Source organism: Microcoleus vaginatus FACHB-2002 (genome assembly GCF_040004035.1).
GTDB lineage: Bacteria > Cyanobacteriota > Cyanobacteriia > Cyanobacteriales > Microcoleaceae > Microcoleus > Microcoleus vaginatus_C.
Genome location: NZ_JAMPLN010000008.1, coordinates 36,548 through 62,188 on the forward strand (window position 1 = coordinate 36,548; position 25,641 = coordinate 62,188).

Below are 25,641 nucleotides of genomic sequence, written 5' to 3' on the forward strand. Positions count from 1 at the left end.
GAGGAAATTTCTATGTTTATGGAGTTGTAGAGGCATCAACAGGTGAACAATATTATCAAGAATTTTATCAGCTCAATCACAACTGCTTTCAAGAGTTTTTAAATGGATTTGCTCAAAAATACTCAGACTATTTTAATCTAATTATCATGGATAATGGTAGCTTTCATAAAGCTCTCTTATTAGACTGGCATGACCATGTAATGCCAATATATTTACCTGCGTATAGTCCTGAATTGAATCCGATTGAAAGATTGTGGGAACATACAAAAAAAGACCTGAAGTGGGCAAATTATTCGAGTTTAGATAAACTCAAAGAACAGGTAAATATAATTATCGAATCTCTCACGAATGAAGAAGTTTTATCTCTCTGTGGTTGGGACTATATCCTTGAAGCTATATTAAGTGCAACTTCATAGTGAATTGGTATGACCAGGAATAGACAACTCCGACAGATGGTGCTGAGTAAATCAGGAATTTCACGGGTTTTTAGAGGTTTTGGGTATACCAAATATCGTCGGCATCGAGGGGAGTAATATATTCGCCTTTTGATTTTTCAAGTGCTAGGTTGCCAGCGATGGCGACGCCGGCATTTGATTGGTGGGATAAGCTGACTCGGCTATCTTTTTGAGCAAAAGATTGGACTATTTCGGCTGTTGTATCTGTAGAGCCGTCATCAACTACTAAAACTTCTATGTTTTGATAAGTTTGAGATAAGACAGACTCTCAGGTTTTAGCAATAAAATTGTCAGCCTTGAAAGCTGGCATGATGGCTGAAACTAATGGCTGATTTAAAGTGTTTGGGGAGGTGTTCATGTAATATAAAAAATGGTTTAGGTAAAAGTTTAGGTTCGGAGCTAGCTAAGGGTATGTTAGCAAATTACCAAACCTCGATCGTACAGCGTCGGAAATTTTAAGAGGTATATTTAAAATATATTGCCAAAAGTCATAAAATGTGCAGTTAGTCCGCAGTCGGGATCGAGACTTGGTGCAGGAGTCACTCGCGGATGAGGTCTGTAAAAGAAATTTTACCGCGCAAGTGCTGACAGTCCCGGGTGTCCGTATAAACGATGTTTGATTTTATACGGTGTGCCTACTTATAAAATCAAAGTCTTGTGCATTGCAACACAGTCATACCAAAATGCAGGTGGGGCTTTTTCGCAAATTTACACAAACAATCATATATTTAAAGATTTTGTGAAGCTGTTGTCGGCATCCGGTCACTCTCAGCAAGCTATGGCTTAGAATACAGGTATCAGGGGGAAAAATCCAATGGAGAATGACCGCAAAAAATCTAGTTGAAGATAAACAGAAATCGAGTTATAAATAAAAAAGTAGAGCTAATTTTACCCTTCGTAAAGTAGCACCAATAAAATTCAAGCAAACTTTGGTTCCTGCAATTTAAATAATTTAGGTAATGATTTCTACCGCCGACCCCACTGTATCCATCATTATCCCAGTCCACAACGGGGGCGCTTACTTCCGCACCTGTTTGTCAAAACTGGCTCAAGCTGTGCCCAAACCGATCGAAATTATTGTAGTAGCAGATGGCGAAAGCGACGGTTCCTGGCGTCTGGCCAAGGAATTCGGCGCCAAAGTCATCAGGATTCCCGAATGCGGGGGGCCAGCGCGGGCAAGGAATTTGGGTGCCCAAGCTGCAAAGGGAGATATTCTGTTTTTTGTGGATGCTGATGTCGCTGTTTGTCCAGAAGCTGTGGGCTATGCGATCTCGGTGTTCAAAAATAATCCCTACTTAGCTGCTTTCATTGGCTCTTACGACGATGATCCTGGAGATCCTGATTTTCTATCGCAGTACAGGAACTTGCTGCACCACTACGTGCACCAAACCGGTAACGAAGAAGCTTCGACTTTTTGGGGCGCTTGCGGAGTGATTCGCCGGGAAATTTTTTTGCAGATGGGCGGCTTTAATGAGAGTTACCGCCAAGCTTCGATTGAAGATATTGAGTTCGGCTACCGTTTGAAACAAGCAGGTTATAACATTCGGCTGTGCAAAACATTGCAGGTGAAGCATTTAAAGCGGTGGAAACCTATAGGTATGGTGAAAGCTGACTTTTTCTACCGAGCACTGCCTTGGACCGAACTGATTTGGCGCGATCGCCAATTGAATAACGACCTCAACTTGCAAGTCTCGAACCGCATCAGCGTGATTTTAACTTATGCAGTCCTGCTGGCAATTTTGGGAACCTGCTGGTCACTGAGCTTTCTGCTACTGGCTGGTTTATTGGCCATACCCCTGGTAGCAATTAATGCACCGCTTTATCGATTTTTTCACCGTAAACACGGTATCCTATTTGCCTTGAAAACTATTCCGTGGCACTGGCTTTTTTACTTTTACAGCGGACTGGCATTCGCGATCGGCACTGGTCGCTACTTATACCAAAAAAAGCCTGTGACTGGCAAAGTTAGCTTGCCAGTATCCGCTCCATAAATTAAGGCCAATCGTCCTTTAACATCAGGTCGCTCGATAGTGTCTCAGGGTATTCACGGGTGCATATATCACTGTGACAAGTTATAAATAACTGTATAGTTTGGATCAAAAAGCTGGAGGTAGGCTGAGTGAAACATTATCCTGTTGCAATCGTCGGTGCAGGCCCTGCGGGCTTGACTGCTGCCTACGAGCTAGTCAAGCAAGGCATCATCCCTGTTGTACTAGAAAAAGGTGATAAAGTTGGGGGAATAGCTCGCACCGAAACCTACAAAGGCTATCGTTTCGACATTGGCGGCCACCGCTTTTATACTAAAGTTGAAGCCGTGCAGCAGTTGTGGCAAGAGGTACTGGGAAATGAGTTTATTAAAGTGCCACGATTGTCGCGAATTTTTTATCGAGGGAAATTTTTTAATTATCCGATCAGTGCCTTCAATACTCTCTTTAATTTGGGGATAATTGAGAGTACGCTGATTATTTTGAGTTATCTGAAAGTGAGAATTTGGCCACTTCGGGAAGAAAAAACTTTTGAACAATGGGTGATCAATCGTTTTGGCGAACGCTTGTATAAAACATTTTTTAAAACTTACACTGAAAAAGTTTGGGGCATTCCTTGTTCGGAAATTCAAGCAGATTGGGCGGCGCAGCGGATTAAAGGATTGTCCCTGACGACTGCAATTATTAATGCTTTGTTTGGCAGCAACGACACCAAAACATTAATAAAAGAGTTTGACTATCCGGCTTTGGGGCCGGGGATGATGTGGGAAAAGTTCGCCGAAGCTGTGGAGAATAAAGACGGCAAAGTTTATCTCGATACTAAAGTGGTTAGCTTTGAGCGTGAAGGTAATACGATTAAAAGTATTACTGCGGAGCAAAACGGAGAATTAGTTCAATATTCTGCTGATAATTTCATTACGAGTATGCCGATATCGGCGCTGGTAGCAAGAATGAAACCGCAGCCCCCCGAAGAGGTATTGCACGCCGCGCGATCGCTCAAATATCGAGATTTTTTGATTGTATCACTGATTGTCAATCGCAAGGATTTGTTTCCTGACAACTGGATTTACATTCACTCTCCCGAAGCCAAAGTTGGACGAATTCAAAACTTTAAGAATTGGAGCGCAGCTTTAGTTCCTGATGTCAACAAAAGTTGTTTAGGAATGGAATATTTCTGTAGCGTAGGCGACGAGATTTGGGAAATGTCGGACGCAGAACTTGTCGAATTAGCAACTCGCGAGTTGGTTGCTTTGGGGTTAGCAACAACTGCCGAGGTGGAAGATGGAGTTGTCATACGGCAACTTAAAGCTTATCCAGTTTATGATGGGGAATATCGAGGACACTTGCAGGTACTTGAAGGTTTTTTGAAGGGAATTGAGAATTTGCAGACGATCGGGCGCAACGGTATGCACCGATACAACAACCAAGACCATTCTATGCTGACGGGGATGCTGGCTGTGAGAAATATTCTCGGCGAAAAGCACGATTTGTGGGATGTGAATACTGAGCGATCGTACTATGAAGATTTTAGTGTCGATCGCTCAAAGGACAAAAAGGATTCGGATTTGATTTCGCAGTCAATATAGCCAGCCGAAATAGGGATTGCCATGAAAAAAGCGAACCTGCCAAACTTAATCGGCTTCGCAGCAAGCATCTTCTTGCTCATGCTTTCAGTGCAGTGGTTTGTCCCTATCCAACTCGACTTAATCGAAGCGATAGCCGCGATCGCTTCTGCTTGGAGCGTTTGGCTGCTTGCTAAAAACAATCCCCTAGGCTGGTGGATCGGCTTAATCGGAGTTATCGCCTACGCTGCGGTGTTTTATCAAGTTAAACTTTACGGCGAAGTTGCGATTCAATTCTTCTATTTAATCACGAGCTTGCGAGCAATTTATATTTGGCTGCGGGGCGGCGAAAACAGCACAGAAAAACTTGTATCTCGCATGGACCAACGCTGGCTCATCCTCACCGCAGTCTTAGTTACAGTAGGCGTATTTGGCTTGCGAACAGTATTAGTATCTTTGGGCGGTGCATTACCCTTTTGGGACGCTCTGACCACCGTCTTAAGCGCGATCGCCCAGTTGTACCTGATGGGACGCTATCTCGAAAGCTGGTATTTGTGGATTGTTGCAGACACGATTTACGTTCCCTTGTACGCCTCGCGCGGGCTATATCTGACGAGTATTTTGTACGCGATATTTTGGTTGATGGCAATTTACGGACTGCAAAATTTTCAGCGGATTTACTCGGAACAAAAGTTAAAACAGCAGCAATCTTTATGATACTGGGTGTTACTGTAGGCAAATTTTACCCCTTCCACAAAGGACACGACTACTTAATTCGAGAAGCTAAAAAAAAGGTTGACCGTTTAGTCGTTCTCGCCTGTTACAAAACAAATCAAGCAGTTGCAGGAAGCGTTAGAGCCGAGTGGATTCGGTTTTTGCATCCCGACGCAGAAGTTATCGAAGTGCTCGACGATTTGCCGGAAGCCCCCGAACCTTGGGCTCAGAGGACTCTTGAGGTGCTTTCCGGGCGAAAACCAGATATCGCTTTTACTTCAGAAGATTACGGGGAACCTTGGGCAAAACTGATGGGAGCTCAACACTTTGCAGTCGATCGCGAACGGCTCAAATTCCCGATTTCTGGAACGCAATTGCGATCGAACCTAGCCGAACACTGGCAAATGCTGACTCCCCCAGCCAAAGCCTACTTTGCCAAACGAGTCTGCGTGCTGGGTGTAGAATCGAGCGGCACGACTACCCTGGCACGATCGCTCGCACAGCACTACCAAACTGCTTGGGTTCCCGAATACGGCAGGTGTTACTGGGAAGGCAGGCAATATTCGCCCGAACCTGAAATTTGGGACAGCTATGAATTTGTAGAAATTGCCAAGAAACAAGCTGCTATAGAAGACGATATTGCTACTCGCGCTAACAAAGTCGTTATCTGCGATACAGATTCTTTAGCTACTTGTATTTGGCACAAACGTTACGTTGGTTCAGAACACCAGACAGTCGAGCAAATTGCAGACAGCCGCCGCTACGATTTGTATATTTTGACTCAGCCGGATTTCGGCTTTGTTCAGGATGGAACGCGAGAAAGCGAACATTTACGAATGACTATGCACCAGCAGTTTGTGGAGGTTCTTCAGAATAAAGGAAAGCGGTATATTACTGTCGGAGGAACGCACGAGTTGCGAATGTCGGAGGCTCTACGGGCGATCGATTCAGTGTTGGTGTTTGAAGCGTTAGAAAAGCTAGAGAATGAGGGATAAGTTTCGATCAAATTCCTCTACTAATAAATCGATTCGTCGCTCAATAGAAAAAAGCGATTCGTCTTTAATCTCGCAATCTAGTTAATATTTGGCAACTGTTGCACTGAGGCGATCGCGCATCTTTTGTTTGTGGGCGATCGCTCAACTATCATTAGGTAACAGCGGTAATAATACCTCTACTTGTACCAGTAAACTAGGCCAAACACTTGTAACAATATTCCAAATAACTTCTGGTCTCACTTGGCCATAACGGTGAACCCAAATATTTCGTAAGTTAATGGCATTTCGCCAATCAATGTCGGGATGGAACTGCTGAAACTCGCTCGAAATTCTCCGAACTCCCTCCCCCAAAATCCCCAACTGCCGCTCTACGGCACTTTGCATAAAAACACTTTCAAGATAAGTCTCGCAAATCGACCATCATCAGATTAGTTTGATGTTTGGGATAATTTTCCACTACCTGCCGTCTAGTAATGGTATTCAAGCAACTTAAACCATACGACCTATAAGCTCACGTGATTCAGTCCACGCATAAGTTATTTCATGTGTTTCTGGGTTTCGATACCATGACTCATCACAAGCACTATTTCTACTATACACACAAATCACTTGCGCTCCTTCTTTAAAGAGGTTAGGCGAGGTTGGATGGATGGTGTATCCTGCCAAGACGTTTCCAGGGTGCTGTCTGTTATCAAGGATCACACCAGTTCTATCTGGTCTTCGCTGTTGACAGCCTGGATCGGAGTATAAAGGCACATCTACCCAACGAACAGTTCTAACCACATTATCTGGCTTAACTTCTTCTATAGGCAAAGAGTCTTGATGATGTGGATCGTGAAGAATTTGATATGTAGGTTTAAAGATGACTGTTCCAGAAAAGTCAGAATCAATCAAATAGCTTAAACGTTGAAGTTTCTCTAAACTTAGGGAAGGAAGTTTGCGTACTATATCTTTGATATCAAGGATATCTCTTTGCGGATTAAACTCAAATAGATTGTAAGTGTTAAAAACCTGTGAATACTTATTTTGCTTCCTCCCTAGGATAAAAAACTTGAGATGGCTAAAATTTTCATACTGCTTTTGACGAATGAAAATTTCTATAGTCTCCTCAATCTTTTTTGGCGTCTTGGTAGCCGTGACTTGGAAAGCAACTTTTCTATAAGGGTCTCCTAAATCTATTGCAGGATATTTAGGTCCATCACCATCTAGATTGATGAGATCGTACCCGTATATAATATTGAGAAATTTGGCAATGAAAGATTGAAGAATAAAATTTTGATCGAGCAATCCGATCGCTCCTCGATACTCTACTGAATATTGTAAAATTGCTAAAAAATCACAAATTTTCTTTTGAATATCTTCCTGAACAAGCACCGATTATCCCTCTTTAACTCATGATTACAATTTTACTATAAATTGAGCCGGATCATCCCAACTACAGCGATGAGCAACTCCTGCCGGAATAATGGCGATGTCTCCGGCACTGCGCCTTTCTCGCTCCTGCTTGCCCTGTTTGGCGATCGCGTACCGGGTGCATTCGATCGCCGATAGGGATTTTCTAACCGATTCTTTTCAACCAAATCCACAGAACGATGAAATAAATGCTCTATCTCCTCCTGCATACTCAATAGATTGGATAGTGTGAGGCGGTGGGATAACTTATAGGTAACTAATACATCCACATCGCTATCAGGGCGAAAATCATCCCGCAGCACGCCCGCCAAACAGGGCAAATTCGACAATGTTCCAGCGCTGGCAAAATTGCGCGATCGCATCTAAAGAAACTTTTAGGCGATCGCTCACTACATATTGTAAATCCGCTTGTAACTCAATCATGGGCGAGTCAACCTCAGACTACAAAATTCAGAGAATCCAAGCATTGCTATAGCAGCCGCTAATTTACCACACTTGAGCATCCCAGACACATTTAAGTTTTCGATGCAAACAAAATTTACTAGACTTACTGATAAGATGAGAGGAGCTAGATTGAGAGGTCATCTTATGTCGCCGATAAAACAACGCCTTCTAGAAGCGATCGAACGGACTCCTGAATCGCTTTTAGAGCAAACTCTGACATTCCTGGAATTTTTGACCAGTCGGACACAGACCGCGCTCGCCCCAGACTTCGACTCGGATTTTGACTCAGACACCGACTCCAACGACAAAATCCTCGGTGACCTGAAAGCCTCCCTCCACCAAGCCAAAGCGGGACAAACCTTCCCCATCGAGGAGCTCTGGGACGGCATCAATGTCTGAGATGCCAGTCCAACTCAAATTCACGGCACTTTTCAAACGTCGCCTCAAAGGACTCGCTAAAAAGTATCGCCAAATTCAAACCGATGTTCAGCCCGTCCTCGATGAGCTTATCCAAGGAAACTTCATCGGAAACCAGATTGCAGGCACCCAATACACCGTTTACAAAGTCCGGGCTAAAAACAGTGATGCCCAAGTTGGTAAGAGCGGTGGCTATCGTTTGATTTATCAAGTTGAATCACCGACTCAGGTTGTTTTACACCTGATTTACTCGAAATCAGAACAAGCAAACGTCTCGGCCGAGGAAATCCAAACTGCGATCGCACAATACCAAGCAGAAGCAGGCGAATAAGACATTTTTCAAGTCTAAACTTTGGATATCGCCGACATTGATATCACATATGGCCCAAGTCCCGACCTTCTTGCGGCAGCAGTGTATCTTTGAGAGTTGACACAAATTTTTTAAACTTGTGCTAACTCTTGACTACATACTGACTAGAGTGAAAAATATGCAAAAACGCCAGCAACAAACCAACCAACCTATGAACTTTTCAGAAAAATCAGGGGGCAAAAGTCCCACATCCACAAAAACCAACCCAACACAGAATCTCGGCGTCGTAGGATTGCGGAAATTACTTTTTGCCGCCGGAATAGCCTCTCTGTGCGCTAGCTGTCAAAATCCTCAAGCACCCACCGCCACAACTCCCGGAGGCAGCCCCGGAACCAGTCCCGCAGCCACTCCCGTCGCAGTCAGCAACCCCGGAGACCCAAATACTGTCAAAATTGTCTCCATGCTGCCGATGACAGGCAGCGCCTTGGGTCAAGCTCAAACAATGGTCAACGGCATCCAACAAGCCCTCGCCGAAACCAACTCCAAAGCTTGCGACGGCAAAATCCAAATCCAATACGAAGTTTACGATGACGCCACCGCCGCCGCCGGCAAATGGGACCCGGCCCAAGTAACGTCCAACTCCAACAAAGCCGTCGCTGACGGTTCGGTAGTTGCCGTCATCGGTCACTATAACTCCGGTGCCGCCAAACTTTCCATTCCCGTGCTCAACCAAGCTAACATCGTCATGATCAGTCCGGCTAACACTTATCCGGGACTGACTAAACCAGGAAAAGGCGAAGCCAAAGAACCCAACGTTTATTATCCCGCAGGCACTCGTAATTTCACCCGCGTTGTCCCCGCTGACGACCTTCAAGGTGCTGTAGCTGGCAACTGGGCGAAATCTTTAGGGGTGCAAAAAGTCTACATTCTCGACGACCAAGAACTCTACGGCAAAGGCATCGCTGATGTTTTTGAAGCCACTGCTAAAAAGTTGGGAATTCAAGTCCTCGGAAGAGAGGGAATTGATATTAAAGCTAGCGACTACAAGGCGTTAATGAATAAGATCAAAGCTTTAAAGCCCGACCTGATTTACTTTGGAGGCACTACTCAAAGCAATGCCGGACAAATAATTAAAGATATGAGAAATGTCGGAATGACGCCTGATGCAGTTAAATTCATGGGGCCCGACGGCATCAAAGAGCAAGCTTTAGTTGACGCGGCGGGCAAAGATGCCGAAGGAATTTACGCTACTTTTGGGGGCTTGCCTCCTCAAGAATTGACTGGTGCGGGCGCGAAGTGGTACGAAAGTTACAAGGCAAAATATAATGCTGAACCGGAAGCTTATGCAGCTTACGCCTATGAAGCTGCTAAAGTTGCGATCGGCGCAATTAATAAAGTTTGCAAAAATGACCGCGCTGCTATCCGCGAAGCTGTCTTGGCAACTAAAGATTTTAACGGGGTACTCGGCACTTGGAGTTTTGACACCAACGGCGACACGAGCTTGACTACAATGTCAGGAAATGTTGTTAAAGGTGGCAAGTGGGAGTTCGTGAATGCGCTCAAGACGGAATAATTAATCAGAAGGAAGAGGGAAGTTCGGCAACGGATTTTATAACGGATGTAACGGATGTAACGGATATCGGGAAGAAGGAATAAGGAAGAAGGGATAATAAAAAATTATGCCTTTTTCCTTCTTTCTCCAATGTCCCATGCCCGATGCCCAATTCCCAATTCCCAATTCCCGATTCTCAATTCCCAATTACCAATTCCCAATTACCAATTCGTCAAAAACATGAATAACTGGAAAAGTATTCTCTTATATGTAGGTGTAGTTTATATAGTTTTGCTATTAGGCCCGATCGCAGGATTTGATTTGCCAAAAATTGTTGGAGAAATAGTCAGCAGTCCTGAAGTTTTTATCCAACAATTATTAGTGGGTCTTGTCAACGGCGCGCTAATTGCAATTATTGCTTTGGGTTACACGATGGTTTATGGCATTATTGAGTTAATCAATTTTGCTCACGGCGATTTATATATGTTGGGGGCTTTTGCTTCCCTAACTGTGTTCGGGGCTTTTGGGATGCAAGATGGCGCACCTTTAGGTATTGCTATACCGGTAATGTTAGTCGCTTTAATTGTATGTTCGGTGTTTTGTGCTGGGCTGAATATTGTTGTGGAAAAGTACGCTTATCGGCCCTTGCGAAATGCTCCCCGTTTGGCTCCTTTAATTTCAGCGATTGGAGTTTCTTTTATTTTCCAAAATATGGGTCTGTTTTGGGGAGGATTGAAAGCTTTTATTCCGGTGATGGGTTCTAATTCTGCTGCACCGAAAAGTTTTCCCGATTTGTTACCGCGAGTTGATATTTTCAAAGCTTTGGGAATTCAAACGAGTATTGTATTTACTACGAAAGATTTAATTGTGTTGGTGGTGGCGGTTGTATTGATGGTTTTGCTTCATGTTTTTGTGCAGTACACTCGTCTGGGAAAGGCGATGCGGGCAACTGCTCAAAGCCGCGATGCTGCTAAAATTATGGGCATTAATGTGGATCAGATTATTGCTCTGACTTTTTTGATTGGGGGAGCTTTGGCGGGTTCGGCTGGGATTCTGGTTGGTCTGTACAACAATACTATTGTGTTTACGATGGGGTTTACGGCAGGTTTGAGGGCTTTTACGGCGGCGGTTTTGGGGGGGATTGGCAATATTGTGGGGGCGATGTTAGGAGGGGTTTTGATTGGGTTGCTTTCGTCTTTGAGCGATCAGTATTTGTCGAGCCGCTGGACTAATGCTTGGGTGTTTGGGGTTTTGGTGGTGATTTTGGCTTTTCGGCCTGGGGGTTTGTTGGGCGAGAATGTTCAGGAGAAGGTTTGAAGTTGCAGTATGTTTGAGATTGGGTTGTAGTGAGGACTTTAGTTCTCATAAAATTTTGAGGACTAAAGCCCTCACTACAAACATTTTATAAATTTGTGTGAGCTTCTTTGATGAAGAGACAGAAGTTGGGTATCAGAGAGCGCGATCACGTTTTACGTTTTAGTTTTACGTTTTAAATATTCCCTGGTTTGAGCCAGCCAAAAACTTCGCCTAAAGTCAACTGCATTTCCGGCATAAAATTGGGCATCGGAAGTATATCTGTGGGTTCTTGCAAGGAAATAGGCTGCTGCCTTGCGGGATAGGCTAAAATGTTTTTTTCATCGGGATCGAGCAACCAACCCATCTGACAACCGGCATTCAAACAGTGCAAAATATTGTTTGTGACTTTGGTTTGGCTTTGGGCTGGGGACAATATTTCTATTGTCCAGTCGGGGTGAGCATTAAATGTATTGGCAATTTCGCCGTCAGCGTCTAGGGGAATGCGATTCCAAACAAAAATGGCGACATCGGGGACAATAGAACGTCCGCCAAACGTGCAGCGAAGTTCTGGTAGGGCTAGGGCAATTTGCGGTTTCTCTGCGATGTCGTTGGTGACTGTTACGAGTCTGCCTTGTAGTTTGCTGTGTTTTCCTTGCGGCATAGGTTTTTGGACGATCGCACCTTTGATGTATTCGCTAGCGGGTTTGGTTTCTGGGAGTTGCAAAAACTCGTCGAGGGTGATAGTTTTTTGAGGTGCTTCTACCATATAGCGATCGCCCGTTTGAAGTGTGTTGCGGTAACAGTTCCAGTATATTTCAATTTTCGATCGCGATCGAGAAACAATCGAGTTCAAAAGATTCTACACTGTAGCTAGCCCGCTCAGCAGTTTCCAGAGCCAGCGGTCGATCGACTTGCTTGAGGCAGAAGTTGGCACTGCGCGCGTCAGCCGCATCTATAACTGCGATTCCTAGCATTCTTTCATCTAACTACTGACTGCTGACTAATGACTAATGACTAATAACTTCTTCCTATGTCAAACAAGATAATTAAAGCAATTAAATCGACTGGTATTTTAGGGGCGATCGCCTCTTTGACTGTTTTGTTATTCGGCGGTTGGAGCGGCACCGTGATCGGCTGGCTGATGGGTACGGCGGCGGGCTTTATTAGCTGTCGGGCTCAGAAGGTTTACAGCCCGAAAATGGGTGCTACTATCGGCAGCTTAGCCGGATTGGGATTGGGAGTTTGGCTGTTAGTTGCGAGTGTGGTAGAAGGGGTTTTGATTAGACCTTTGTCTGGTCAACCTGCTGTTGCTTTGCCGACGACACTGCTGTACGGGATTTGCAGTTTGACGATCGCAATTTTGACCGCTACGTTAATGGGTGCTTTGCAGGGTTTGCAGGGAGAACGCCAGCGGCTGGCAACTCTGGTGACATTAGCTTTTATTCTAATTCTGTTTCCGTTTATCGACATTCAGGCTCAGACTGGCTGGATTGCTACTGTAGTACAGATTCAAATCTTTATTATGTTGGCGCTGGGTTTGAATATTACTGTGGGTTTTGCGGGTTTGTTGGATTTAGGATATGCGGCGTTTTTTGCGATCGGCGCTTACACGACGGCTTTGCTATCTTCTGGGCAGTTAAATATTGCTTGGAACTTTTGGGTGGTACTGCCGATCGCGGCCGGTGTAGCTGCGATCGCGGGCGTAATCCTGGGTATTCCGACACTGCGGCTCAGGGGCGATTATTTGGCGATTGTTACCCTCGGTTTTGGCGAAATTATCCCGGTTGTCTTTAGGAATTTAACGGCGATTCGCATCGACGAACCAGTCTCGAAGATTGTTGCGGCTGTTTTGGGTAAACCTGAGTTGGTGCTGTGTCTGGTTGGGTGCGATCGACCTTTTAACCTCACCGGCGGCGAAGCGGGAATAAACCCGATCGGGCGTCCCTCTCTCCCCATCGTCGGCACTTTCAGCACCGGCAACTACTTTCCCTGGTACTACCTAATTTTACTGTTAGTTGTCTTTGCTTACTTCATGATTTCGCGGCTGCGAGATTCCCGCTTGGGCAGGGCGTGGAATGCGATGCGCGAAGATGAGTTAGCGGCTAGTGCGATGGGCATTAACCTAGTCAAAACCAAACTTTCGGCTTTTGCGATGGGAGCGACGTTTTCGGGCTTTGCAGGCGCATTTTACGCCGCCTATATCAGCGCTATTTTTCCCAGTGTTTTCGATTTCTCGGTGTCGGTAATCATCCTGTGTATGGTGATTTTAGGCGGTTTGGGCAACATGACCGGGGTTATTTTGGGCGCTATCATTATCATGTCTGCCGATCGGCTTTATCTGCCACAATTAGCGCAAGTCCTCAAGGGTTTTCTGAATACTTTTGTACTCCCCAGGATTGCAATTCCCCAGTTGCGAGACTTTCTGGCCACCAGTTTAGACCCGATTCAAATGCGCTTATTTCTATTCGGCCTAACTCTTGTTGTCATGATGCTCGTGCGGCCGGAGGGGCTGATTCCTGATAAGATACACCAAGCTGAACTGCATTCGGATGGTGAAGCGAGCAATGAGTCTTTAGCAGATGCGAGAAGTCAATAAGTAGGTAAGGGCAAAAACCATAGTATTTTGTAGGCGGGTTTAGCTAAGAATCTAGGATGCAAGGGAGTTTAGGGGTGTAAAAACCCCGTCCCCATCTAATGTTGATTTGTAACCAACTACTTAGTAAGGGTGAAAGATTAGCCATGAAAAATGTAACTGCTACTGCTTTTATCGTTGCGGAATTTAGAGCAGAAGAGAATGAAGAGGTCATTCCTCTCTATACTGATCATGTAGTAAAAATATGGCTCAATGAGGAAACAAAAAAAATAGCTAACCAAATAGCTCAAAGCTCTCCCGCTGCTAAAGAAATGGTTAAGTTGCGGACTAAATATTTTGATGATGTTTTGTCAAATCAAATTTTAGGAGGTTGCAAGCAAGTAGTTATTTTAGGTTCGGGTTTGGATAGTCGCGCTGCTAGAATTAATGGAGAAAAAGTCACTTATTTTGAAATAGACGACCGCGCGACTCTTCAATTAAAAGAAGAAACTCTCAAAGCTAACAAAGTTACCGCCAATGTTCGCTACCTTCCCGGCAATTATGTAAAAGACGGTTTAATCTCCTTGCTGAAACAGAGTGAATTTGATTTCGCTCGACCGACATATTTTTTGTGGGAAGGCAACACTACCTTGCTTGACAAAAAAGATGTAATACTTGTGTTAGAACAAATTCGCGACAACGTTCAAAATTTCCGATTGTCCTTTGATTATATGTCGGAAAAGGTGATTTTGAGAACGACGGGCTACCACGATATCAATGATTACATAGATAAATACGAAAGTATGTATGCACCGTGGATTACTGGGTTTGAAAAAATTACAACTTTGGCTGACGAACTCAATCTCAAAGTTATTGAAAACTTTTCTACTGCCGATTTACACGCACAATATCGCCCTGGCCGTTCGCTAGAATCTAATCTTTTTAAGTTTTATTTTGTCTGTACGTTAGAAAATGTAGTAGGGGGCGCCAGTCAAGAGATTTGACTAAACTCAAACAATTTGCTGCTGAGGCACCTTATCAAAGCAAAGACGATCGCACTTTGTCTGTACGCTAGAAAATGCAGGAGGGTGCGTCAGTGATTTCTTGGACAATCGCAAACCATTTATTAGGTCAAGCGAATTCGTAAAGAATCAATAAGGTCATGTTTAGCCAACCAATCTTTTACCTCTGGCGTTAAAAGTCCCAGGGTAGCACCCTCATTAGCAGCCTCTTTCAGAAAACAGAGCACTGCTTCAGGAACCTCATCAGAATTTAAGCCATCCCAGCACTGCTTTAATTCCTCAATTAGCCGATCGACTCTTTCAAAATCCTCACTGCTTTCGGGAATTGAGTTTGATTCCTGAATTTGCAAATCTAACCTTCTAATCCGTTGGACAGTTGGCTTAAATGCCGAAACTTTATCCAATAAATTCAGGATTTCATTATTAGTGCTGGGCATTTTTTGACTTCGGTAGAGCTGCCAAGATTGATCCAATTGCCATCTCAGAGAATTTTGTAATTGCTCTATCCTAGAAGTGAAATTCTTTTTGTTGAAATTTTCATTTGGTGGTATAATCCATTCAGGATCTTTTTTAAATTCTGCCTCAACATTAACAATAAATGTCAGCAGAATCTCAGCTTTTTGAGTTAAATCAAAATTGGTAATTCCTTTTTGGCGAAAAGCTCTCAAAGATTGAACAAGAGGTAGAGTTTCAGCGACAGCTTGCTCAATCTGTTGTTGTCTAGATTGAAAACCTTGCAAATTTTTTGCATATTTCTGAAGATTAATTTGTTTTTGAGATAACTTAATCAGTTGAGTGGATTTTTGTAAAATCATACGATCTATCCTTTAATTTCAGTAATGAGATTTCGCAGTTTAGTTAATCCATCTTGAATAGCTCTATGGCAAGATTCTACTGTTGCACCACCTGACACTTCTAATTTCTCAATTCGGTTATTAACCTCGGTTATAGAAGCATCAAGAAAATTGTTAGTGCTGCCGACAAATTCGGAACCCTCTGTCATTGCTTTTTGATGATTTTCGCTGAGATACTTAAGCAGCTTGCTCGGTTTACTATCGGGATTATCTTTCTCAGCTTGCACGCGCTTCATTGTTTCTAAATAGCTAGAAAGCCCAACTCGTCTAAACTGTTCCAATACTGATTTTAGCTCATCGACACTCTTTCTGCCTCCAAATACACCAGATTCTTGCGAGCTATCGATCGCCCGCTTTACTAAATCGGTAACATCTTTTTTCTTGATGTCTTCCCCTAATTCAGCTACTAGATAATTGTAAACAGCAAGTTGGCGATCGCACTCTTCCTGAATTGCTTTTTCTAGCAGCTCGTCCGCAGCTTGACGCGCTTTATCGATTTCGGGAAACTTCTCTCGAACATCTGGCGGAATTTCACATTGAGGTTGCCAAGATTTGCTAACCTGTTTCAAAGGTTCCAAAATTTGAACAGTATCAATAATTTGAAATCTCGGAGAGCTACCTTTTGTGCAAGCTGTGCGACTGGTAACAATTTCTAGTAAAGCCTCGCGGTGTTTTTGTAAGCTATTAAATAGCTTTTTCCAAGTAGCTGAACGATTTTCTAAATCTTTTGCTTCTAAATCGAGAAACAAAGCATTAATCAAATCTTCAATCGAATTTGTAGGATGTCCTGCCATTGTTGCTGCGATCGCCAGTAGCTCAACTGCCGCAGGGACAGGGTTCCAGGGTTCCCCAGACTCGCGGGGATACAGGCGAATCTGCTCTAAAACATATTGACTCCATTTTTCCAGTTGTTTGGCGTAGGTGCGAAAGTAGCGATCGCCATCGGGGAACTTCCAATGCTTGTAATGGTTGTATTGTAAAATGCCTTGGAAGGCGATCGCGCTTTCTCGGAAATCATCAGGATCGTCAGGATTAAGAGGAAGAGATAGTTTAACTCCAGAAATAGTCTCTCTCGTAACTTTTGGACTGTAAAAAACCAAGTTGCGGCGCTTAAAATATTTACTCTCGCTACCAAAACTCCCCTGAAGCAGCATTTCTATATCCCATTCTATCCGCCCAAAGATAGCTGAGTAAATCAACTGTCGCAGTTCTCCACCGATATCTTGTGGGAGAATTTCTTGGTTATTCCAGCTATCAAGAATTTGCAGTTGTTTAGTCAGTTTGTCTGGAATTGGTGCGGCTGTTATCAGATTTTTTTCTGACTGAGATTGTGGATAAGCTTCATAATTACTAACTGAAGACCTAGACTCTTTAGCACGCGGAAATGATGGGATTTTTGTCGGCTGAACCTTCACGCCAAGCGCAGGAATATCAAATGCCGTGTGAACTTCTGGAGGTAAGTCGCAAAGCTCGTTACTATCCGTCCACAAATCGAGGAGAATTTGGCGGCGATCGTAGTTTTGTGAATCTTTGGCCTTAATATCTGCTTGCAGCATTGCACTCAGTCGCATTTTGCCAAAGTGTTCCCGCAGAGAGATAGAAGGAAAATTTCCTCGCTCAATATCAGCGGCTGAATTTTCTAGCGTCCATTTTAGAACATCTTTAATTAAAATGCGGGGGTTAAAATCTTGAGGATTTACTCTAGCAAGCATCTGTTCTAATGCCTTCGGAGTGAACGGATACAAACCAAAACCGTCCGCTTCTCCAAAACCTGCATGACAATCTCGTTGATGTTCGCATTCACTGCAAGCACTTGTAAGTGATTCCCTTTCTGAGTCTTCCTCTGTTCTGATAAAATTAGCCCAGTTGCGAATTGTTTTATCTTCTAAGCGAACAGCATTGAGGTATCGGGCAACGAATTTTTGGATATCTCCCTGAGTAATTAAAGATTGTTCGCCAACTGTACCGATATCGAGATTGACGCTGAATGTAACACGAGTCCGCACAGTGTCAATTAAACTTTGGAAATAACCTGTAGTGCAGGCTAATGCAGTTCGGATGGGACATAATTGTTTGCGTCCGGGTTGTTGAGGGCGCGCTAAAACAGCTTCTAAAACTTCGCGGTCAATTCCTTGCAATTTGGCAAAGTCTTCAATCAGTAAAACTAACTCTATTTCTTGTTCTGCTAGAGTTTCGCGAACTTCTCGGATTAATCTTTGCAAGTCTTCCCGTCCGAGGCTCAAAACCTGAGCGATCGCTTCATCTAAATGCCGATTCAACCAATCTACAGTTGCCTTTTGAGTATCCTCATCGCCAATTAGAAAGCTATAAAATTCCTGTGCTGGCTGCCCAGCTTTTTGCAAGTCTAAAACATTTAGAGGCAAGTCATAAAGCGAAAATTGCCGCCGTTCTTCAACAATTTCTACCGTATCTCGATGTCCGAGAATATGGACAACTAATTTATGAATAATACCTCCATCTTTTAGCCAGTGCTTTCGGAAAAATGGATCGTATAGTAGAGAGTCAACAGTATCAACGAGGTAATCTTCCAATTCAGAAAGTTTGGCGCGATCGCGCTGACCATTAGGGCCAACCGCAGCAGCAAGCTGATTCAGAAGTTGTTCCCGCGCTTGCGCTTCAGTCAAGGTGCTAGTGGCTCGATTTAGGCGTTTTCGATATTCATCAAAGCTGGCTCCTTCCATCCCTTCTAATATTAAGCTGATAATATCTTTGAGATTTGTTCCAATTTTGGGAATGAGCAAAACTCGGCGCTTGTCGGTCGATTTTATATTCGCTGCTAACCAGCGAATGAGGTGAGATTTTCCCGTTCCCGAACTTCCTAAAACTGGTACAAATGCGAAATCTTTTTCAGCGAGAAAGTCTTTCAGAAATTGTTCTTCACTGTAGGGAATGCGTGACGGTGCTTCGATAAGTTCCTGGCGGTACATCGAGATCGAATGGTGAGTTGCCAGAAATATATGATCCGGAGTTTGGGTAGCCTCCACATTCATGACCCAACGAACGCGCTCTAACTCCCAGCAAACAAATTTTGTAAACATTATGGTTCTACTCCTGTCCAGATAATATGAGAAATTCGTTCTGCGTTACCTACCCTTGGAAGGATGAATAAATCGGCATCCGACTCTTTTATAAGCTGGATGTAACCATCATCCTGAAGGCGAAATAAGGCAAAAGCCGTGCTAGTGGATAGGTGATTGGGTAGGCGAAGAGCTATTTTTTCTTCAACTTGTTCTCTAAATTTACCTGTTTCAAACAGAGGACATTTTTCGGCTAATCTATCAATAAACTCCCTAATAGAAAGTTTAGCTTGTGCTTCTCCTTGAAACAAATCTTTTAAATTGCGTCTGAGGTAAGCCGTTGGTTCAGGAACAAGAATTTTTTTATTTAACTCTAAAGCATAACCCCAAGCAAACCCTAAATAACACATCCAGTCCGCGACTTGACCGAACAGACTATCGCTGGATATTTTTAAATCTAAAGACTCAGCAACTCTCTGTTCTGCGACACGCTGTTCTACTTCTTCCCACGTACCGGGAGCATCATAAATATCTTGGGCTAAATACCATGCTATTAAGCGACCTAAATCTTCTTCATCTTCGTTATCAGAAGCAAAAAATAGCTGTACCAGCGTATCCGGTAACAACTTATCGCCAGTTTGAGGATGTCTGGATGCTGCGGGAAGATGACCATTTATAGCAATCTCCTCGTTTTCTTCGATTAATAAGTCGCACTTGATACTTTCTCGCAGTGCAGCATCAAACATCGGATGTTCCGCACTTTTGTTTCTCCCTTCTGATAATTTCTCTGGAGAAAGCAGGCGAGTGAGTTTTTCCCTGTTTTCACGCTGCTTGGGGGCTTGAAGCAAATATCTAAATATGCCTCGCATTCGGCTAGGAGCAGCCAAAGCAGTTTTTAATACGCTCATAAATTAACCTCCGTGCAAAAGTGGTTAAACATAAAGTATTTACCTGAAAAAATATCGATCAGCTTGCGGTCATTGCGACTGGGATCTCGTGTATCTAAGGGAAGCACGATAATCAGCGGCGCGTCAGAAGTTCGGTTTGGTGACAGATAGTTGTCAGGGATAGCCTTTCCGGGCGGATGAAAGATGAGGGTAGGAATGCGCGGCATCAGAATGGGTTGGTATTTTTCAAACAAGAATATAAAAGGATATGAGATGAGATTTGGTTCTTTAATAAATGTACTATAAAATTCCTGAGTCACAACTAAATTACTAATTCCTTGCTCGCTCAACCATTGAAAAAGTTGAGAATTTTTGAGTTTCCCATTTTTATCCTCCATAGATTCATAGAAAATCAGCATTAATTTATCTCCTGCTAGCAATCGTTCTAGTTCTTCACCTACCCAAAAATTAGGCTTTTGCCATACAGGTGATGGTGCGGGCATAATTCCCGAAAATCCTGATTCCCCCTTTTTTCTGCACACAGGACATCCACCACAAGCAGGAGAAATCCTAACCATTTTTCGCGGTTCTGGTATTGCACGATCGCGTATTGTGTAAGCTTCCGCTAATATTTCCGAAATACAGCGTTTTGGTCGTAAAGCCTCGCGCATCAATTCCAAATTTTTATAGCTCCAGTTTTGGCGGTGTTGGCGAATTGGTTCTACTTTACGTTCCCAGGTTTCGGCTTTCAGATGCGATTCATCTAAAATACGAATAAATCGGGATTCTCGGTGCAGTTTCCACGCTTTTTGATAAGCGTCTTTCGATTCAAAATTTTTTCTTAGCGGCGGTCGATCTGCATCAATTTCGATTAAACCAGCGCGACTCATCAGCGTTAAAGTGCGGATGTTCCAAGCCTGATTTTGTTCGCTGTTCATGTCAATATCTGCTAGTTGGAAAGATGGAGGAATATTGACGGGAACGCGAAACCGACCATCGGCAAGAATTGTTTTCTTTAAAAACATACTTTCCCACCGCTGCAAACCCCGTTCGATCGTAATTGCAGAATTTTCATTAAGATACTTGGCAATTTTTAGGTCTTCAGTGGTATGCAATGTGAGCGAGATTGCTGCCTTGCCATCTCGACCTCCTCGACCGACTTCTTGATAGAAACGATCGATAGTTTCTGGGATGCAGGCATGAATTACGGCTCGAACATCGGACTGATCCACGCCCAATCCGAAAGCCGAAGTAGCAACGACTATATCAACTCGTCTCTCGCGCAAGTCTTCAATCAGTTGAGAGCGTTCTGCTGCACTAGAATCTCCGGTCATAATGGCACACCGCTTGAATCCAGCACGCAACAAATCCTGTTTCCATCGCCTCACATCTTCGCGTTTGGTGGCGTAAACAATCAGAGGGCGAGGGAGATGATAAACAGCTTCAATTAGTCGCTGTTTTCTGATTTCTTCACTTTCACACCAAGCAAACCAGTAAGAAGGTTCGGGTCGCAACTGCACGGCAGATATCACTTGAAACGGGCCGGGTTTCCCGAATAAAGTTTCCAGGGTATCCAAACAGGATTCTGTTAGGGTTGCAGTCAGCAATAAAGTCGTAAAAGAAGTTAAACGCAACAAGTCTCTTCGCAATCCGGGAAGTTCTTGAAAGGCTGGGCGAAATTCATCGCCCCACTGCTCGACGATATGAGCTTCATCTATTACGAAATACCTCAACATTTTTGACATTGCGGCTTCATAAAGAGAGGGTGCAAGGGAACTCATCAAGCTTTCGGGTGAGGTGAAAACGATGCGCTGGGTGCCGTTGCGAATGCGATCGCGAATTTCCTTCCGTCTCTGTTGTCCTTCCTCAGACTCATCGCGATAATAGGCAGTCGCATGGTTGAAAAAGGGTTTCAAAGCTCGTTCTTGGTCGATCGCTAGTGCTGTAGTCGGCACAACGATCGCACTGACACCACCAGTTTGCGATCCCAAAAGCGCTGGCAATTGAGCGCAGAGACTTTTTCCCGAACCCGTAGGCAGATTAATCACAAGTGTCGCACACTCAGGAGCAGTCAAAACAGCACGAATTGCTTCGCGTTGCCCTACACTCCGATATTTCTTCAAATCCACCAATTCCAGAAACGGATCTCCCGCTACAGGCTCGTAGTTACGGCGATCTTCCTCTTTAAATACGGGTTTGTCTGGATGATATTGTTCGGAAAAATCCAGCCAATTTGGTTGCCAAGGATCAGCGCTAATTAAATAGTAATCCGAACCTTCACGCAAAATATTGATACCGCTTTGCCGCCAAATTTCGCGATTCGGGAAAGAAGAAGTCCGACGTACTTTTATAGTTTGGGGCATTCCGCCCTGCAGCTCATCTTCCCGCCGCAGTAGGTGACGCACTAAAGCAGCAATATCTCCTTTTCCTGGCGCGTTAGGAGTTTCCACAGCAGCCAAAGCATCAAGCAAACGCCTTTGACAAGCTTCTGAAAACTGACTTGTATCAGCAGGTAGATTACCTGTTTGTAGAATGTCTCTGAACTCTTGGAATGAATCAGTCATCACTCATCCCCCTCTTTCAGAAATTGAATGGGAACTCGCCCAGAAACAATGATAAATCCTACAGAATCAAGCTTGATTCGAGGATGGCGAATTCCTTCTAAAATAGCTTGACTTAAAGCAGTTTCTGTGTTTACTTCTTGCGCTAATAATGAATGCGAAGTTTGTTGGCTTTGAGCTAAGCGGTTAAGACGCAGGCGCAGTTGAGTAAGTCTTTTTCCTAGTTTCTGTTCGGCAATTTGGGCCTGTTGTTCGCAGAGTTCGATGAAAGAGGTGCGATCGCCCAACAATGTTTCAGAAGTCCGACGCGCCTGATGACAAAATTCCTGCCAATTATTAGCATCAATAAACTCATTCAGAATCGGCAATCGACTTTTCGCCAAGTTGTAATCTCGGCATGGATGACTGCTTTTACCTTTATAGGGACGTTGCAGGATATTGACAAGTGGTTCATCTTCAACAATGCTCATTGGTTCATACCGAGCATCCATGAAAATTGTCTCTATAATTGGGGGAAGTAGCGCATCTGTACGTCGCTTTAGAGCCTGGTATTTGTTATTATCTATCCCAAAATCTGTTAAAACTTTTTGGGCTATCTCTAAATTGGCTTCGACTATATAATTAAAGCGAAAACCGAACCATTCCATCCCTTCCCCAGCATCCCAAGATTCATCGCATCGCCATATAGCAAATGCTTGACCCCTGTCATCCCAATGGATATAAGATGCTAGTGCTTCCACAAATCCTTCCCCAATACGGTAGAGGTTGACACCAGGATATTGAGTTGATATTCTCCGGTTATAAGTACCAGAGGGTTGTGCATAAGCACCAAAGCGAGTTTGCAGATCGTGGATGGGAATTAGAGTGCGCTTAGTAGGTTGATAACGCCCTACTTTTTCTAAATTGGGATCGTCAATTTGTTTGAAGTGCAGTGCTTGACATATCCAGTCTTCTGTTGCTCGTTTAATTTCCTGATGGCGAGCATCATAATCATCTAAAGTTTGAAAATATTGGGTAGCGTTTTCATCCTGGGCATCTATTTCATCTAAAGCGTTTTGTTCGCTAATTTTTACCTGTTCTTCAGCAATTTGTTGTTGGATAGTCCCTATCATTTCCACTAGTCCACTAGCACCAGTTTGAAACAGAGTGGTTAGCAGTTCTGGTAGTTTTTCATCTACATAAAACTGGAGACTGGCAATTGATTGATGAAAGATGCCGAAACCGTCTTTTAATAATTGATACCAAGCATCGTGAGGGCTATCTTCTAAGTCTGAGCCGGCGAATACTGTAAATTGAACATTTAAAGGGCGACCAATGCGATCGATCCTACCAATCCTTTGTTCTAAACGATTTGGCGACCAGGGAAGATCGAAATGAATCATCCAATCAACAAATTGAAAGTTCCGACCTTCTTCAGCAGAGGAATCGCAAACAAGGATAAAACAATTTCGGTCATTTTTGAACTGGTTGAGGCTTTTCTCAACATGAGAACGAGACAGTCCTAATTGATGGCTAGCTACAGATGCCTGACCAAAGGTATCTGATAAGCACCGGAAAATTTCAGCGCCTGTTTGGGCAAAACTGGTGAAAATGACAATTTTAGGTAGGCGAGTTCCCGATATCGGTCTGCGAATTTGCTGTTGCACCTGTTCGAGCAATTTATGAAGGGTGCTGCGATAAGATTGAAGTTTAAAAGTCTCTGAAAGATGATAGAGTATCACTATCTTTAGTAATTCGAGGCGAGATCCTTCTTCTGAAGGTTGCTGAATAATTCTTAGTAAAGATTGCAAAATCTGTTCTTCCCCAGAAAATTTAGGGGTTTCTGTCAGAATGCGGATATTATCAGCACCAAATTCTTGAATCAAGGCAGAATGGGAAATGCCGCTTAAACGGGTTTCCAGCACTTGCGCTAAAATCCCTAACCAAGTCCCGCTAGCACGGAATAAAAGTAGAAAAATTTGCTGATATTGTTGTTGGTTAGGAGCGACTGTGCGCCATTCATCAATTAGTTCGTGAATTTCGGGCGATCGCTCATCTAAGTCATACTCTACTTTTGGTGTCACATTTCGGGCAAAAATTACATCTTCCACCGCATCGCGACGGTTGCGGAGCATTCGACGGTGTAACCGATAGGTGTCGCTGATGTGGGTGCGAATCGATCGCACAATTCGATCTCGATCGGCCGGGAGTGTTTCTTTAGAAAGCAAACAATTTTGTGATTCCTCTACGAGATTTAGCAGATATTTATCTTCAGCAAAAAGGTTTCGCAGTTGGTTGAGGTTAGTTTTAAGCACAAACGGATTTGCTTTCTCTTTAAATGAGAGTAAAACTCGACCAATTTGTTGGCGGTTTTTCACCCTCGCACGAAAACCTTCTAAATCATCAAGTTGATAGGTGATCGGATCGAGTAAGTGCAGCATCGCCAGGAAATCTTGCTCGTGATTGAGAACTGGAGTTGCAGATAATAGAAGTAGGCGATCGCTTTTATGAGCGAGGTGTTTGCAAGTCTGGAAACGCCTGCGCTGTATCGAATCTGAAGAGGTCGCCATTGCTGCAATATGATGTGCTTCATCTAAAATCAGGAAGCCCAAATCGGCATTCGGGCTCACTCGATCGACATCCTCAACTGCAAGTACCTGGACACGATTGTCCAAGTCAGAGACATAGAATTTATGTTCTAATTCTTGAAGCCACTGTTCCCGCAGGTATTGCGGTACAAGCACCACTGCACGTCCCTGCGGTTGATCGAGGAGATACTGGCGAAGAATAGCACCTGCTTCGATCGTCTTTCCCAGTCCAACTTCATCAGCTAAGAGGTAACGTTGGATGGGGTCTTCGAGTACGCGGCGGACAACTTCAACTTGATGAGGATAAAGGTCAATATTGGCAGAAATCAGCCCTGTCATCCCGCGACTGACAGCGCGTTGTTGGATGAGACACTGGACAAAAGCTAAACGTCGATCGTGAAAGTAGGGCGTTTCCTGACCTTTCATCGCTAGAGTTTCGATGGGGTCATCGATGGGTAGGTTGCAACGAACGTAAATTTCCTGTTCAGCAACTAATGCTATCTTTTTATCGGGTAGGTCGATTCGATACTGACCTTTGTCTTCGTCCCAGTCAAAAATTCGGCCAATTATCCATGTATCCTGGCTTTCTGGCTGGATGTAGCATCGTGTCTGAGGCGGGAGTTGAACTCTATAAAGCGAAGTTAAGGGTAAGGTTTTTTCCAAACGTTGCCCAATTGAGCAGAAGTATTCAACCGTTGCTGTAGAGTAAGATAGCTCGATAACTTTTCCGATTCCTAAGTCGTTGTTTGGCGATTTTTCTGCGGAGACGCTTCGCGATCGGACCAGCCAACCAAGCTTAATCATAGTTTCGGCCTCAACACTACCTCTTACTAGAGTAGCCGATCGCCATGAAAAACTAGCAGTGTAATTTAATTTTCCACCCTTTTTGTCCTTACACTCAAGGGGAAACCTTAAACCGAAACGCAGTCATGAAGCTTAGCCCAAGACTTTCTGTAACACATTCCGATCCCCAAATCTTTCCATGTCGTAATGAGCA

General features: G+C 43.8%; 21 protein-coding genes and 2 pseudogenes. 11 read left to right on the plus strand and 12 right to left on the minus strand.

Annotation, left to right across the window (positions count from 1 at the left end; genetic code table 11):
* Positions 1 to 11: 11 nt before the first annotated feature.
* Positions 12 to 416: pseudogene (locus tag NDI35_RS09415) on the plus strand (transposase); the annotation flags it as partial.
* 70 nt (positions 417 to 486) lie between these two features.
* Here the strand turns inward: NDI35_RS09415 and NDI35_RS09420 are convergent.
* Positions 487 to 711: pseudogene (locus NDI35_RS09420) on the minus strand (glycosyltransferase family 2 protein); the annotation flags it as partial.
* Between the two features lie 703 nt (positions 712 to 1,414).
* Between NDI35_RS09420 and NDI35_RS09425 the strand changes: the two are divergent.
* The 4 genes from NDI35_RS09425 to NDI35_RS09440 all read left to right on the plus strand — a co-directional run bounded on the left by NDI35_RS09425 (position 1,415) and on the right by NDI35_RS09440 (position 5,711).
* Entirely contained in the window at positions 1,415 to 2,446 is a 1,032-nt protein-coding gene (locus NDI35_RS09425) for a glycosyltransferase family 2 protein (protein ID WP_445312505.1), read from the plus strand.
* A 128-nt stretch (positions 2,447 to 2,574) separates the two neighbouring features.
* The gene (locus NDI35_RS09430; RefSeq protein WP_445312506.1) at positions 2,575 to 4,026 is read left to right on the plus strand and encodes an NAD(P)/FAD-dependent oxidoreductase; all 1,452 of its coding nucleotides are present in this window, start codon (positions 2,575 to 2,577) and stop codon (positions 4,024 to 4,026) included.
* A 21-nt stretch (positions 4,027 to 4,047) separates the two neighbouring features.
* Positions 4,048 to 4,719 carry a nicotinamide riboside transporter PnuC gene (gene pnuC, locus NDI35_RS09435; protein WP_445312507.1) on the plus strand — a complete coding sequence of 224 codons (672 nt, stop codon included), beginning with the start codon at positions 4,048 to 4,050 and terminating at the stop codon, positions 4,717 to 4,719.
* Complete coding sequence (locus NDI35_RS09440; protein WP_445312508.1) at positions 4,716 to 5,711, plus strand: AAA family ATPase; 996 nt, start codon at positions 4,716 to 4,718, stop codon at positions 5,709 to 5,711. Before pnuC ends, NDI35_RS09440 begins: the two co-directional genes overlap by 4 nt.
* A gap of 141 nt (positions 5,712 to 5,852) precedes the next feature.
* Here the strand turns inward: NDI35_RS09440 and NDI35_RS09445 are convergent, their stop codons facing one another.
* The 4 genes from NDI35_RS09445 to NDI35_RS09460 form a co-directional block, all read right to left on the minus strand.
* Positions 5,853 to 6,125 carry a HepT-like ribonuclease domain-containing protein gene (locus NDI35_RS09445; protein ID WP_445312612.1) on the minus strand — a complete coding sequence of 91 codons (273 nt, stop codon included), beginning with the start codon at positions 6,123 to 6,125 and terminating at the stop codon, positions 5,853 to 5,855.
* A gap of 75 nt (positions 6,126 to 6,200) precedes the next feature.
* Positions 6,201 to 7,085 (minus strand): SMEK domain-containing protein, encoded by an 885-nt coding sequence (locus NDI35_RS09450; protein ID WP_445312509.1) that lies wholly within the window; start codon positions 7,083 to 7,085, stop codon positions 6,201 to 6,203.
* A gap of 35 nt (positions 7,086 to 7,120) precedes the next feature.
* Positions 7,121 to 7,453, minus strand: coding sequence for a nucleotidyltransferase family protein (locus tag NDI35_RS09455; RefSeq protein ID WP_445312510.1), 333 nt, complete (start codon positions 7,451 to 7,453; stop codon positions 7,121 to 7,123).
* Positions 7,413 to 7,547: a hypothetical protein gene (locus tag NDI35_RS09460; RefSeq protein ID WP_445312511.1), complete on the minus strand. Its 135-nt coding sequence runs from the start codon at positions 7,545 to 7,547 to the stop codon at positions 7,413 to 7,415. The genes NDI35_RS09455 and NDI35_RS09460 overlap by 41 nt, the downstream gene beginning before the upstream one ends.
* Before the next feature lie 165 nt (positions 7,548 to 7,712).
* On the opposite strand from NDI35_RS09460, the gene NDI35_RS09465 reads away from it, so the two are divergent.
* From NDI35_RS09465 to NDI35_RS09480, 4 genes are all read left to right on the plus strand, one after another.
* A complete protein-coding gene (locus NDI35_RS09465) occupies positions 7,713 to 7,967 on the plus strand; it encodes a hypothetical protein (RefSeq protein ID WP_445312512.1) in 255 nt (84 codons plus the stop codon).
* On the plus strand, positions 7,960 to 8,316 hold the full coding sequence (locus NDI35_RS09470; RefSeq protein ID WP_445312513.1) for a type II toxin-antitoxin system RelE family toxin: 357 nt from the start codon (positions 7,960 to 7,962) through the stop codon (positions 8,314 to 8,316). The genes NDI35_RS09465 and NDI35_RS09470 overlap by 8 nt, the downstream gene beginning before the upstream one ends.
* A 157-nt stretch (positions 8,317 to 8,473) precedes the next feature.
* Positions 8,474 to 9,868, plus strand: a complete 1,395-nt coding sequence (locus tag NDI35_RS09475; protein WP_445312514.1) for a branched-chain amino acid ABC transporter substrate-binding protein — start codon at positions 8,474 to 8,476, stop codon at positions 9,866 to 9,868.
* Between the two features lie 219 nt (positions 9,869 to 10,087).
* Positions 10,088 to 11,164, plus strand: coding sequence for a branched-chain amino acid ABC transporter permease (locus NDI35_RS09480; protein ID WP_445312515.1), 1,077 nt, complete (start codon positions 10,088 to 10,090; stop codon positions 11,162 to 11,164).
* A 172-nt stretch (positions 11,165 to 11,336) separates the two neighbouring features.
* Here NDI35_RS09480 and NDI35_RS09485 read toward each other — a convergent pair whose 3' ends face one another.
* Positions 11,337 to 11,909 carry a Uma2 family endonuclease gene (locus NDI35_RS09485; protein ID WP_190736740.1) on the minus strand — a complete coding sequence of 191 codons (573 nt, stop codon included), beginning with the start codon at positions 11,907 to 11,909 and terminating at the stop codon, positions 11,337 to 11,339.
* 49 nt (positions 11,910 to 11,958) lie between these two features.
* Entirely contained in the window at positions 11,959 to 12,117 is a 159-nt protein-coding gene (locus NDI35_RS09490) for a hypothetical protein (RefSeq protein WP_190736729.1), read from the minus strand.
* A 56-nt stretch (positions 12,118 to 12,173) separates the two neighbouring features.
* Between NDI35_RS09490 and NDI35_RS09495 the strand changes: the two genes are divergently transcribed.
* Positions 12,174 to 13,739, plus strand: a complete 1,566-nt coding sequence (locus tag NDI35_RS09495) for an ABC transporter permease subunit (RefSeq protein WP_445312516.1) — start codon at positions 12,174 to 12,176, stop codon at positions 13,737 to 13,739.
* A 143-nt stretch (positions 13,740 to 13,882) separates the two neighbouring features.
* Positions 13,883 to 14,719 carry a class I SAM-dependent methyltransferase gene (locus NDI35_RS09500; protein WP_445312517.1) on the plus strand — a complete coding sequence of 279 codons (837 nt, stop codon included), beginning with the start codon at positions 13,883 to 13,885 and terminating at the stop codon, positions 14,717 to 14,719.
* 122 nt (positions 14,720 to 14,841) lie between these two features.
* On the opposite strand, the gene NDI35_RS09505 is transcribed toward NDI35_RS09500, so the two are convergent.
* Genes NDI35_RS09505 through dpdE form a run of 5 tightly spaced genes read right to left on the minus strand, consistent with a single transcriptional unit; the run spans position 14,842 to position 25,448 of the window.
* A complete protein-coding gene (locus NDI35_RS09505) occupies positions 14,842 to 15,552 on the minus strand; it encodes a hypothetical protein (RefSeq protein WP_445312518.1) in 711 nt (236 codons plus the stop codon).
* 5 nt (positions 15,553 to 15,557) lie between these two features.
* The gene (gene dpdH / locus NDI35_RS09510; RefSeq protein ID WP_445312519.1) at positions 15,558 to 18,650 is read right to left on the minus strand and encodes a protein DpdH; all 3,093 of its coding nucleotides are present in this window, start codon (positions 18,648 to 18,650) and stop codon (positions 15,558 to 15,560) included.
* Positions 18,650 to 19,537, minus strand: coding sequence for a protein DpdG (dpdG, locus tag NDI35_RS09515; protein WP_445312520.1), 888 nt, complete (start codon positions 19,535 to 19,537; stop codon positions 18,650 to 18,652). The genes dpdH and dpdG overlap by 1 nt, the downstream gene beginning before the upstream one ends.
* Positions 19,534 to 22,080, minus strand: coding sequence for a protein DpdF (gene dpdF, locus NDI35_RS09520; RefSeq protein ID WP_445312521.1), 2,547 nt, complete (start codon positions 22,078 to 22,080; stop codon positions 19,534 to 19,536). Before dpdF ends, dpdG begins: the two co-directional genes overlap by 4 nt.
* The gene (dpdE, locus tag NDI35_RS09525) at positions 22,080 to 25,448 is read right to left on the minus strand and encodes a protein DpdE (RefSeq protein WP_445312522.1); all 3,369 of its coding nucleotides are present in this window, start codon (positions 25,446 to 25,448) and stop codon (positions 22,080 to 22,082) included. The genes dpdF and dpdE overlap by 1 nt, the downstream gene beginning before the upstream one ends.
* Positions 25,449 to 25,641: the final 193 nt, after the last annotated feature.